The organism is Burkholderia sp. Bp8992, from assembly GCF_003853705.1.
Classification (GTDB): domain Bacteria; phylum Pseudomonadota; class Gammaproteobacteria; order Burkholderiales; family Burkholderiaceae; genus Burkholderia.
In genome coordinates this window covers 324,915-337,513 of record NZ_QTQI01000005.1, presented here as the reverse complement: position 1 = coordinate 337,513, position 12,599 = coordinate 324,915, and the positions used below count along the sequence as shown (strand labels likewise).

Genomic DNA, 12,599 nt, shown 5'->3' with positions numbered 1-12,599 from the left:
TGGTCGCTTCAGGAAAAGCGCAACGGCAAAGTCAAATAGTTGCGAATGCGATCGTCGTGCTGAACCGCGGGAGAGCCGGCGAGTTCCACGCGTGAATAGCGTTCCGCTATGGCTGACAAGATCACCTCGATCTCGACGCGGCTGATCAATTGCCCCGCGCAGCTGTGTGTTCCGATGCCGAACGACAGCATCTGGCTTTCACGCATCGAACGAGTATGGTCGAATGTGTTCGGATCCTCGAACACATCAGGATCCCGATTGACTGCCGCAGTCATGAAGCGAATGACGCTATTTTCCGGGATCACCGTGCCTCTGATCGTAACCGCGGCTTTGTTGTACCGAGTGAAGGACATCTCTGGCGGATACAGACGCAAGAATTCGTTGATCATCGCCTGGCGGCTTTCGCGATCGGCTTTGTAGAGGTCGAAGAGTTCAGGCTCGCGCGTGAAATGCTCCAACGTCGACGCGAGCACGTAAGCCGGATTAGGTGCACCGGAGAAGAAAAAATTGACCATGGCCTGGACGACTTCAGCCTCGGATAGTTCGCCTCGCGCTTGTGCCTCGATTAGTGCGTCCGCAAGACCGTTTCCAGGATTTCGGCGCTTCTCGGCAACAAACGCGTTGCACCGGTCGAACAGATACTTGAAGCCCTCTACCGCATCGTCCAGCTGCGCCTTCGTTGAAGCCGGAGACTGAGCCATGACAATACGCAACCCGTTCTCTATCACACCTTCGATGTCATCTTCCGGTATGTCGAAGATGCGGCACATCGTGACGTGAGTGGGTACGACACAAATAGTGTGATGGGCCTCGACAATGCCATCTTGCGCGATATTGTCCAGCGCGTCGCTCACAAGCGCCTTTGTATGCTTCGCCCACTCCGCGACCATCTTCGGCGTGAACCACTTGTTGAAGTGCCGCCGCAATAGCGTCTGCCGTGGCGGGTCGTAGAACAGCACACTTTCCTTGAACACGTGCCACGGATGGGGTTTCACCCAGTTCGGCTCCTCCATGCTCATCGCCGAATGCTTGGCAAACTCCACATAGTCGGAATACTTCGAGACGACGAACTCACGTTCGCTAATCCGATACACCGGTGCCTCGCGTTGCAATCGCTCATACCACGGATACGGGTTGTCGCGAAACGCGAGGTCCGCCCACGGAAGGTAAGGATCGTTCATGAAATCGCCCGTTTGATTTTTCATCGAAACCACCTTATTTTCCCAAAATCGAAAGGATGCCTTGGGACCATGCCACCGCCACCTGGTTTGCAGGCATGCCTTTCGATGCATTGTGTCGTCCCGTTTCGCCAATTTGCGTGGCACCGCACGAAGCGAGCATCTCAGTCAATAGATCGATTGCACGGTTGTAATTCTCGTAGCTGGAATCCCCGAGCCCAAACGCGGCAAATCTCATCGAAGCCAGATCCGGACGCTTCGCGACGAGCGCGCGATAGAACGGCTCGGTCGTCTCCGGCATATCGCCCTCGCCGTACGTAGAAGTAACAACGATCGCGAAACTGACAGCCTCCAGTTCGTCCACTGCTTGATCCGCCATCGATTTGACGACGCTCGGTATATCTTTCTCGGCGAAGCACATCGCAATATCATCGGCAACCATCTCTGCGTTACCGCTCTCCGTGCCAAACAGAATCAGAATTGATGCATTCATTTCTTTTTGCTCATATTTAGACGATTACCCCATGCTCACGACCTGCCTTGCCACTTCCAGCAGGCGCCTGCGATCTGCAATTTTCTTGCGGAGCCTGTTCGGCCCCGCCGCATCCCGTTCATACCGGTCCACCTCCAGCCAGCCGGCGTAATTCACGAAATCGGCTGGAAACTGGTCTCCGAGCGCGGCCAGTCCAGGCCGGCCGATCGGCAGCGCTCCGTCTTGCACCATCGCAACGATTTGCGCGGCCACGGCTTGTGCGTCTCTGCGATTCGCGGCAACCCCGCCCTTTCCGCCGTTCTTCGCCCAACCGACCTCGAATACGTTCAACGCACGCCACGGCCCGCATCGCGCGCCGATATCGCCGACCTCGTTCGTAAAACCAATCGCAGTAACGATCGTGTCGACGTGAAAACTCACGATACCTTCCGCTTTCGAGTGTCCGCGCAAAACGCTTTTCGTCAGCAGTGCGTCGACCTGCACCGGCGTACATTCGAAGTGGAAAACAATTTCCACCAGCGGTTTGGCATATACGATGCGCCTCGCGGCATTCCGCAGCACTTGTGCCTTTTCGCTCTGATCGTCGTCCGAAAGACCCGATGCAGATACCTTTACATGTCCCAGATCACAGAGTTCACGCAGCATGGCAAGGTCAAATTTCGCGTCGCCTGCGCTGGATCTTCCGACGAGATGAATCCGCTCGAGATGATTCGAGCGAAGCATAGATAGCCGCTCGTCGTCGATATCGGAGTTATCGAATTGCTCGATGCGTTTGGCCAGCAACCGGGCAACGTCTATGGCGACGTTCCCGTGCCCGACAATCGCCAACGATTCACCCAAGGAGCAAAATCGCCCTCTGTTATGGGGCAACCGAGGCTCGGGATAGCCGTTCAGCGCCCTAAGTATTTCGCCTGCCCCAACGACGTTTGCTTTCGGGTGTTGTGGAACCGGAAGAACCGAATCCGTTGCCAAACCAGTCGCGAGCGCCACAATGTCGAAACTCTCTGTCAATCGCTCAAACGACAGGTCTTTTCCGATAGTTACATTCCCGAAAAAATTGACCCCATCGCGTCTAAACAGACGATCGAACTGCATCGCCACGGATTTCGAACCCTGATGATCGGCCGCGATGCCGTAACGCAACAGACCGAATGGCACCGGCTCCGATTCAAACACCGACACTGCAGAATCCGGCCAAACCTTTATCAACGACTGAGTCAGGTAGCACCCGGACGGTCCGCTTCCCACAACGGCAATGGATGGATTAATGATGCGCATGAACGTACCTGGACTGGTCTCTTGAAACAGAGATGAATCGGATGCCGAGTTGCTTCGCGACTGAAGCCGAAGCTATCGAGATTCACATCCGAAGCATGGATATGTCATTGGGTTGCGGCGAGAACGGCCTCGTCGTCCGTGCCACCATCTCGCGGCTCGACGTCAGGATTGCGCCCCAACCGCCGGAACACTTCCGGCTTGGCCTTCCTGAAATAAACGGCCAATGCCATCCCGAAAATCTGCACTGCGCACAGGCTGTAGAGCATCCACGTGCTTTGGCCTGCTTCGCCGCCGACGAGAAGCTCGAAGTGCTTGCCAACGAGGACGACGAGCGCAACGAACAGGACTGCGGAGATGCCGGGCGCAACGCAGGCCTTGAAAACGCCTGCACCGATGAACCGTCCCTCACGGAAATACCAGACGAGACATGAAACATTCACGACGGTCATAAGGATCAGTCCTCCTGCGGTACCGACGCCAGACAGTCGACCGTAAAGCAATTCCGGTTGGGCCCCGGTCACGATGAACGGCAGAAGAACAAGCAGCGTCAGCGTCGAAACCGTGATGGACGAGCGGTGCGGTGACAAATGCTTCGGATGGATCGCACTCAGGTACTGCGGAAATGCACCGTCGATGCCGAGGTTGTGAAGATAACGCGTCAGCACGTTATGAATGGACAAGCTGGATGCAAACGCCGAGGTCAAAACCAGGATCGCAACCGGCGTGCGCATCCGCGCACTGACGAATTTGTCGAAGGCATTCTGAAACATGGTGGCGGGCGATTGCGTTGCGACGGAGATTACGTCGTGTCCATACACGCGAATCAGTGCATATGCGCAGAACGTATACAACAGACCGATGAAGATAACTGCACCATAAGTTGCTCGCGGAATGGTTCTATCCGGGTCGCGCACCTCATCACGGAACAATGCTGTCGCCTCGAACCCCATAAAGAAAGAGACGGCAAACAGCATGGCAAACGGGCTGTTCGCGTTGAACAATCCGGATGGGGAAAAAATGGCGTTCGGCGGCAAGACGCTTGGGGGATTGCTGCCAATAACTCCAGTGCAGAACGCGATGCAAACGATGACTTCGGCGACCATTACCCAAGTCAGGAATTTCGCGGATACTTCGATGTGCAGATATCCGAAAATCGCGATGGCAAGCCAACATGCGAGCGTAAAGTAGTACCAGGGAAATGCCCATCCCGTAAGCGTCCGCTGCAGATCAGCGGACGCAACGCCAAAATACGCCGGAACGCCGGCCAGGATGATGAAGTACGTAATCGTGGCGAGCAATCCGGCTCCAAGCCCGGCACTCTTGCCCAAGCCATGCGTGATGAATGCGTAGAAGTCGCCCGGTCGCTTCGCAGCATGGTTGAGTGTCAGATACCCTAGCGAGAACAGCATCAGCAGAACCATCGTCGCGATGAAGATGGTGGGGCTGGCTGCACCGCCATACATCAACGCGACCGGCACATATCCCGATACGGTCGTGAGAGGGGCCGAGAAAGCCAAAACGCTCAGCGCAAGACCAAAGGCGCCCATGTTCCCGGTAAGTTTATTTCCCTTCTCTGCAATCGCCCTGTAACCGCTTGTCTTCATTCGAGCCACCTCTTTGCTGTGCGCGGTTCTCTCGGTATCGCACTTTGATGCGCGTACCGCAGAACCCGTTGACTTGGTAGCCGAACTATATTCAGCGAATTTCTGGCCAGCATCCTCCGAAAGTATCTATACGTTGCTTCAAGATGGAGCGCCGATCGCACGTGGTGCGCCATGCACGAGCAACGTGCAACGACGCGCTTCCAGATCGTGCGTCTACCTCTACGGCACCCGGGCACTCTGTCAGATTCATCGCCACCGTCGCCGTATACGGGAGCGTGTGACCTGTCAGTCTTCTTGGTTCGGTTCTTGCTTCCTATCGCTGAACATCGTGCTAGCAGCCTTTTCGCGTAGGCCGCCAGCGTTCCAGCCTCCGTCAGACAGGTTCGGAAAGGATCTTTTGTCTATTCCACTTGGATAAACCATGCGATATCACCTGAACGACGATTGCAAGGACTTCGCCAAGCGGACCATTGCGTTTTCCCAAACCCTTCTGGAATCGTCTGCCGCAATCTTTACCTGGATTGACGCTACCCAGAAGATTCCACCGTGCACGGAACACGGCCTCGGCGACGTGATGATTCGCGACTATTACCGAGACTTCAGAGAGTTCGATCCGATCTCCCCCGACTTTCTTTTATCAAACAGATCTTCGGTCGTTACTCTCAGAAAGATCGCAGACAATAGATTTAGAGATTGCCACATCCCATACGCACATTTTATGGCGCGGTATGAGTTCGTGGACGAGGCCGCTTTTGTCTTTTGGCAGGACAGCCGAGCCATCGCTTTTCTCAATGTTCTAAAAGGCAGACACGACAAAACGCTCGACAATGAATCCGTACTACAGGAAATGCACAGCTATATCCAGTTCAACCTGCTCGGATTGGATTCGATAAAAACCCATCGACGCAATCGGAAACTCACCGAGCACCATCTATTGACAGCCCGCGAGCTAGCGATCGCCAATTTGATTGCGAGTGGACTTTCCAACAAGGAGATTTGCCACGAATGCCAGATCGAGCTGGTGACGGTCAAAACGCACGTGGGAAGGGTGCTGGCAAAGCTCGGATTGAATACGCGGTCACAAGTCGCTTCATTTCTGCACTCGATAACCGCAGATTGACCGTTGCAGTTCCGCCTCGTGGCAGCGAAGTCTGATGCGTGAGGTCCATTGCGGTTCAGTTGGAGGCGGGGCGAACCGACTCTGACATCAACCAGGCCGTCGAAACGACTTGCGCCCCGCTCCAGGCACCATACGAAGGCACGCGGCACGCTGAACCTGCAAGCTTTCGCAATACCATCAGCTTGACACGCTATGGTTTCGACAGCTTCGTCAAAGGTACAGACGGGAGACCGGGTCCGACTTGGCACGTTCAGTGGCGTTTCCACCGCGTACTTTGACGGTGGCCGCTTCCATGCCGTGATCTGACGTTGGACCGGTTTTTTATTTTCGGCTACGCTCGGCCGGACTCTGCTCTCCATTCCGCGCGTCGAAACGCAGGTGCGCAACCACTTGTCCGAGGCTGTAGTACGTAACCAGGCTGTTTCGGTCTGACTCAATGTTACGTATACCAGCATCGGAATCCGCCTGACAAGCAGAGACCTCTGCTGAGTCAATCGAATGACGGCTATGCAGCGATCGCAGGAATATCTTTCGCATGACTCGGTTCCCTGTTGAGTCCACTACTGAGGTCTGCGCGCCAACCCGACATTGAAGCGCAGAGGTGGTTACGATCGACAAAGCGTGAAGATCATGATCTGTTCAAGTCGAACGCCGGATCGCTCGACGCCAATCACAACGGCATCGGAACGACGACGACCCAGGCGACGTGGATGATCTACACATCGTCTCTAGCGATACCCGATGCCCCTTGCTTGGCCAAGGCTTCCGCCAATAGTTTCCTTAGTCGATTATTCTCCCCCTCAAGGTACTTCAACCTTTGCGATTCAACGCCGTCGTTGCCACCAAACTTCGCCCGCCAGGAGTAGAAGGAGGTATCGCTGAAACCGTACGTCCTGCACAGATACTGGACCGCCTCGCCAGCTTCGGCCTCTCTCAAGAAGCCGATGATTTGCTCGTCCGTAAAGCGCTTCCGCATTCTCAAACCTTCCTCGAAAGTGACCTTTGCTGGCGTCAGGTAGCCTAGCGCTCCAGAGAACAGGTCCGTTTCTCACGTGGCCCCTCTAACTTGAGGCAGCATGTGACGACAGTTCCCTTCGTCGATTGCAGTACGATTCGATACCAACAAAGAGGATCACCTGGACAAGCACCGACACCGGTGTCGCCCACTGGTACAACGATGGGAAGAGCGATGCGTTACCGATGCACACTCCACATAGGGTTGCGATCAGGCATGAGCTCAATCCCGTCCATCGCCAGTTCTTGATCACTTGAGGCACGACATCGGGCACATCTCGGGATCGTCCAACCCAGAACTGATCGACGAGAAGCAACGTGACGAAGCAAGCCATGGACATACCAATATAGTTCAGGGCACTCGCGAGCAAGTGCGTACCATCTGAAATCAGCACAGTGGCCGCAACCGCGCAGAAAGCAACGATAACGACTCTTCTGCTGACGGAAACGCCAAATAGATGCTCGAGTGCGTTGACGAAGGCAACGGTGCCTGAGTAGATGTTCCCGAGATTGATTCTGAGCTGCGTCGTACACGCGAAAATGATTCCCCCCGCACCCAGCAACGAAACGAAATAGACGCCAGGATTGCTTTCCCGCATCTGGATAGCGAACCAGATCCCCAAGATCCCGGTGATCCCATAACAGAACGCAGGAAACAACGCGCCGACAAACACGGTCCCTGCTCGGAGTTCTCGTTTTCGCACAAATCTTGCATAGTCGGCCGTCACGAGACCAATGATGAAGGCGAGGCCGTTAACGATGCCCAATACTTCAAGCTGGCTGGTGAAGGGGTCTGCAGCAAGCCGAATCTCCGGGAGCGGAGCTCCAGCCACGGGAACATCAAGCGCGTTTCTTATCGCCCACACAACAAACACAACGAACAGCACCAGACTCATCGTCTGGAATCTTGCAAGGACCTTCATGCCCGACCACACGAGCGGCAACATGACGAAGACAAGGCAGATGTATATCAACGCATGAGGAGCTTCCGGAAAGAGAGCCTGCAACGAAGCCCCCATGATGCTGGCTTCTGCGACGAAGTAAGTGAGGCAGGCCACTCCGTAAGCCAGGCTGAACAATCCCGCTCCACGATACCCGAGCACGGTTCTGGCCCAGATATTGATGCCAAACCCTGTCTGGATGGATCGACGAACGAGCAGCATACCGACGAATGTCGAAACGCAGTATCCGTAGGCCAGTCCGATCAGCGCTGCCGCTACGCCAAACCTCACGGTAATGATCGACGCAATCTGAGCAAAGAAAAGCGCGGTCGCAATACCTAACGTAGCGAAAAATATGCCCTGCCAACCGGTCCTTGCATCTTCAGGAACCGGACTGGACGCGTAATCGTCATCGGAGTGAGTTGATGCCGGCATACAGAAATCCGAATACCTTCATGTCAGGGAAAGGAGCAACGCGGCGCCACGGAACTCACGAAGGAATCGCCCTCGTATCGGTCCGCGGCGCCTCATACAGATTGCTTCAGAACTTGTGCCGCAGGCCGACGGCTACAACTTCCTGAGTACCTTTGCCCGCCGCAATTCCGTACGACCCGATGGAAGCCTCGGCGGCGCCTTGCCCGTTCTGCCCGCTTGCATGCTGATACCCTGCGAGCGCATAGACGTCGGTGCGCTTGCTCAAGCTGTAGTCGGCCCCGATATTCACCTGGTGGTACTTGGCAGACGAATCCCCCAGTGCGCGCGTGTAGTTGTAGCCGGCGATGAGCAGGAACGCAGGCGTCACCTGATACTGGGCAAAGACAGAACCGTTGTGATACTTCTCCGACCCCGTGAACGTCGATGCCGAATCGGCCGAATACTGGGCATAGCCATACGCCGCGCCCACCGTGAACGGGCCCGCAACGTAATTGGCACCGATCCGGGCGATATTGATCGACCGGGCTGACGCATACGCCGCATTTACCGGCGAATTGAACAGCGAGTCGGACGAGGAGGTGCCGCGATTGCCCAACGTTGCGTTGCCGTTGTCGATGTGGAGAACGCCGCCGCCGACGCTAAACGACGTGCTTTGATAGCCAACTGCTGCGCTCCACGTCTGCCCCGACCCCGTGGATCCGGCGACGCCACCGAGCGCATACATGACCTCGGCCGAAACACCGCCCCACGACGGACTCACCCATTTCACGGCGTTGTTGAATCGAGCACTCGAATCGTAATTGTCGACGTCACCCGGCGTAGCGAACCAGCCGCTGTAGACATCAGCGGTCAACTGCTGTTCGAGATCCGTCAGCGGATCGTACTGACGACCGAGCGTCAGGGTGCCGTACTGGCTCGAAATGCCCACGAACGCTTGTCGGCTGAACAACTTGCCCGGTGTCGCAAGCGCGCCGTTCGTGCCGTCAAAGCCGCTCTCTACTGTAAAGATGGCCGAGAGCCCGCCACCCAGATCCTCCGTTCCCTTCAATCCCCACAGGGAAGCCGAAAGATTGCTGGGCAACATCCTCACTTGCGAACTCTGCCCGCCGCTGTTGTGTATATAGCCCACACCCGTGTCGATGATCCCATAGAGCGTTACGGAACTTTGAGCCTTTGCTTGCGAGTAAGCTACGAAGCTCAGCGCGGCGACTGCAATGATCTTCTTGTTCATTTCCCCCCCAAAAATCACCAAAGTTAATTTCACTCGGAATACTAATTAAATGAACCATCGAATTTCGTCGATGCCAGCCGTTTCCATCTCAAGATCGACAATCTCTCATCGGGCAGAGCGCAGCGCCCGCGACGCACTGACATCGCTCGGCAGCATGCAGCGCGCTCCATACCCGTTCGAACTGGGCGACGAACTTCTCCAGACGCTGGCCAGATCGTCAGAAGCGGCACCTGCTTGTCCGCGCGTACTAGCCGAAGAAACTCTCGAGTTCCTTTGCAAGCGCCTCGGGCGCCTCTTCGGGGATGTAGTGTCCGGAAGCGACCATCGTGCCGCGAACGTCCGCCGCGACCTGCTGCAGCTGCGGGACCAGGTCGGGCATTGATCCCTGATCTGCACGGACCGCGAGAACCGGCATCTTGAGCTTGCCCTTCGCGCTCAATTCGCGATTCTGCTCGGCAGACACCGAGATAGCACGGTAGTAAGCGAGGCCACCTTTCAGGCCATTCGTCAGGAACACGCGATGGTATTCCTCGAAGTCCGCTTGGGAGAACACCTGCGGATTTGCCGCCTTCCGTTGCAAATACCACTCGAGATAGATGTGCTCGCGACCGGCCAAGAGCGCTTCGGGAAGATCCGGGATGTTGTGGAATGCGACGTGCCACGTCCGCCACGCAACGTCGGAAGCCCACGGCAGCGTATCCGGAAGACTGATGCCCGGGATACCCGTGTCGAGGATCGCGAGGCCGGTGACCTTGTCGCCATTCATCGCCGCATAGGGATAACCGACCCATCCGCCGATGTCGTGTACGACAAGTGCATGTCGATCGACACCGAGTTTCTCGACCAGGCCACGAAGGAGCCTGGCGGCCTTAGCCGTGTCGAGCGTACCCGCGGGACGATCTGAGTCACCTTGCCCGGGAAGATCCGGGGCAATAACACGGTACCGATGCCCCAGCAGAGGCAAAACCTTGCGCCATGCATACCAGCTTTGAGGGAAACCGCAAATCAGAACCAGCACGTCGCCGTCCGCCTTGCCGCCGCTCACATAATGCATCCGCACGCCATCAACCGTCTGAAAGCCTCGCTTGAAACCTTCGATGCCGGTCTCCGGCCATTCACGATTCGAAAACATTCACAAGCTCCTGTTGTTCCACCGACATGTGCAGGCGCGGGTACCTGCGCCGCGCCACGCGTGTAGCCAAACGCCCGCTCAGAAGGGATCCCGGGCAGCAGCAAGCCAGCCGCCGTCCATCACGTACTCGCTGCCATGCACGAAGTCGGCATCGTCGCCGCCCAGATACGCGGCGAGCTTGGCAATTTCTTCCGGCTGACACCAGCGGCGGGCCGGGAATTTCTGAAGGGCCGCCTCCATATCAGGCGAATTCGCCGTCGTGTGCTCCGACATCGCCAGCGGGGTTGCGGTTGCGCCCGGGCAAATCGTATTGACGCGAATGCCACGCGCGCCGTATTCGAACGTGAGTTGTCGAGTCAGACCGATCACACCGTGTTTGGACGCCGTGTAGGCAGTCCCGCCGCCCGCAGCACTGAAGCCCGAGGTGGACGAAGTGTTCACGATCGCCCCTTTGCCTTGCTTCAACATCTGCGGAATGACCGCTCGGGACATCAGGAACGGTCCCGTGAGGTTAACGGCGATGACGCGGTCCCACTCTTCGACGCTCACCTCGTGAGCCGTCGCGTGTCCATCCAGAATGCCGGCGTTATTGCACAGAAGATCGATGTGCCCCCAACGCTCGATCACCGCCTTGACAGCGGCCTCGACGCTACGCGGGTCGCTGACGTCCACTTGATGTGCGTACGCCATCGACGGATTCGCCAACGCTTCGACAGTGGCAACGGCATTCTTGAGATTGATGTCGAGTGCGGCTACGTTCGCCCCTCTCGAAACGAACTCGCGAACCATTGCTCGCCCCATGCCGGAACCAGCACCGGTTACGACAACCACGCGGCCGGAATAATCATTCACCGAAACGTCTCCTTGACTTCACTTTAACCAGCACGTGCGCTGCTCACTGAGCCGGCGAATCGTGCGCTTTCTGTTTCCAGGATTCGCGTGCATGCATCGTCTTGCGCCAATTAGACGAGGTCCAATTGTGATTCTCGATGAATGCAGATCACGAATTTCTATCAATTCAGCGAACTGGACCGAATACGGTCCACAATCAACCGGCACTCGGCAAACATCCGTCACGCATCGTAAGTTAATTCGTTATGCGAATTGACAGCCGGACGCCGCTCAAGCCATGTGTAACGCGCACCATCCTCAAGGTTGAAGATCGTGATCGATGAAGTGAGCTGTCAGGCACCGCAACAGGCGTGAACCATTGCGAGCGTTACGACCGTCTGGATGATGTCCGGCGGCCTTGAAACCATTGTATGTATGGCCAAGACGCCGTTCGTCCATCCAAAGGATGAGAAAAATTTCCATTTATGCAACCGGCGGCGAGGACGAACGCACCGCCCCGGTGCACTCAGGCTATTTCGTTGTCGATGTGCCCAGGTCGGCGGAGAATGCCGCAAGCTGGGTTCGGCTCTCGATGCCCAGCTTGCCCAGGATTCGAATGACATGTGACTTGACCGTGGCAAGCTCGATGCCCAGTGTCTCGGCGATATCCTTGTTGGACAGGCCGGCGGTCATCAGGGACGCGACTGCAAGCTCCCGCTCCGTCAGGAAATACTCGTTTCTCAGCGCCTGGTCTGCCTGGACCTTCTTGACGGATGCAAGCATCGAGAAGCTGTGCTGCATGTAGTCGTACATCTGTCCGAAGGGTTCGGGAGTCGAGAACGGGCTATCGCCTTGCTTCTTGATGACGGAGAGGCACGCTAGTGGCGTATCTCCCGCCCAGAACAGGAACCCGACTTCGTCCACGAGCCCGTACTTCCGCTGGTAATCCGACCAACTGGAGTGCTGGTCGTCGCGCTTTGCCCCTTTGAGGGTCACTACGGTCGCACGCTGTTTGATCAGACGATAGACGTTCAGCGGATCGGCCGACGCGAATACCGTGTAATAGTCCTTGATGGTCTCTTCGGGCCATCCCATCTGGGTGTGCGGCAATAGCTGGTCGTGCGAATCGAGCCATGTGAACACGGCTGCCGAACAGTTGAGCATCGACCGCGCAAAGTTAACGGTCTGAAGAGCGAACTCCTGGGATTCTCTGAATTTGCTGACTTCGACTAACATCGCCAATTCTCTTTGCCGGTAGGGATGAGCGCGAGCGCTGATCGCCCGAAATCAGCGGCCCGACAGGTGCGCCAGCACCGAAACCGCAAGCCTCACGAGCGGAGAG

At 56.5% G+C, this 12,599-nt stretch carries 10 protein-coding genes and 1 pseudogene; 1 reads left to right on the top strand and 10 read right to left on the bottom strand.

Going from position 1 to position 12,599, the window contains the following annotated elements; genetic code table 11:
- Positions 1–8: 8 nt before the first annotated feature.
- The 4 genes from DIE03_RS10690 to DIE03_RS10675 form a co-directional block, all read right to left on the bottom strand.
- The gene (locus DIE03_RS10690) at positions 9–1,205 is read right to left on the bottom strand and encodes a cytochrome P450 (RefSeq protein WP_185658139.1); all 1,197 of its coding nucleotides are present in this window, start codon (positions 1,203–1,205) and stop codon (positions 9–11) included.
- A gap of 10 nt (positions 1,206–1,215) precedes the next feature.
- Entirely contained in the window at positions 1,216–1,671 is a 456-nt protein-coding gene (locus DIE03_RS10685) for a flavodoxin domain-containing protein (protein ID WP_109342635.1), read from the bottom strand.
- Positions 1,672–1,695: 24 nt separating this feature from the next.
- Positions 1,696–2,949, bottom strand: a complete 1,254-nt coding sequence (locus tag DIE03_RS10680) for an oxidoreductase (RefSeq protein WP_124450034.1) — start codon at positions 2,947–2,949, stop codon at positions 1,696–1,698.
- A gap of 104 nt (positions 2,950–3,053) precedes the next feature.
- The gene (locus DIE03_RS10675) at positions 3,054–4,553 is read right to left on the bottom strand and encodes an APC family permease (RefSeq protein ID WP_124450032.1); all 1,500 of its coding nucleotides are present in this window, start codon (positions 4,551–4,553) and stop codon (positions 3,054–3,056) included.
- Positions 4,554–4,974: 421 nt separating this feature from the next.
- On the opposite strand from DIE03_RS10675, the gene DIE03_RS10670 reads away from it, so the two are divergent.
- Positions 4,975–5,673: a LuxR C-terminal-related transcriptional regulator gene (locus DIE03_RS10670; RefSeq protein WP_124450030.1), complete on the top strand. Its 699-nt coding sequence runs from the start codon at positions 4,975–4,977 to the stop codon at positions 5,671–5,673.
- Between the two features lie 757 nt (positions 5,674–6,430).
- On the opposite strand, the pseudogene DIE03_RS10665 reads toward DIE03_RS10670, so the two are convergent.
- From DIE03_RS10665 to DIE03_RS10640, 6 genes and pseudogenes are all read right to left on the bottom strand, one after another.
- Positions 6,431–6,649, bottom strand: a pseudogene (locus DIE03_RS10665) (transposase); the annotation flags it as partial.
- Between the two features lie 85 nt (positions 6,650–6,734).
- The gene (locus DIE03_RS10660) at positions 6,735–8,063 is read right to left on the bottom strand and encodes a hypothetical protein (protein ID WP_124450028.1); all 1,329 of its coding nucleotides are present in this window, start codon (positions 8,061–8,063) and stop codon (positions 6,735–6,737) included.
- A 106-nt stretch (positions 8,064–8,169) separates the two neighbouring features.
- Positions 8,170–9,294, bottom strand: coding sequence for a porin (locus tag DIE03_RS10655; protein WP_109342718.1), 1,125 nt, complete (start codon positions 9,292–9,294; stop codon positions 8,170–8,172).
- Positions 9,295–9,541: 247 nt separating this feature from the next.
- A complete protein-coding gene (locus DIE03_RS10650; RefSeq protein WP_048985707.1) occupies positions 9,542–10,426 on the bottom strand; it encodes an alpha/beta fold hydrolase in 885 nt (294 codons plus the stop codon).
- Between the two features lie 78 nt (positions 10,427–10,504).
- On the bottom strand, positions 10,505–11,278 hold the full coding sequence (locus tag DIE03_RS10645) for an SDR family NAD(P)-dependent oxidoreductase (RefSeq protein WP_109342642.1): 774 nt from the start codon (positions 11,276–11,278) through the stop codon (positions 10,505–10,507).
- A 510-nt stretch (positions 11,279–11,788) separates the two neighbouring features.
- Complete coding sequence (locus DIE03_RS10640) at positions 11,789–12,493, bottom strand: response regulator transcription factor (protein WP_124450026.1); 705 nt, start codon at positions 12,491–12,493, stop codon at positions 11,789–11,791.
- Positions 12,494–12,599: the final 106 nt, after the last annotated feature.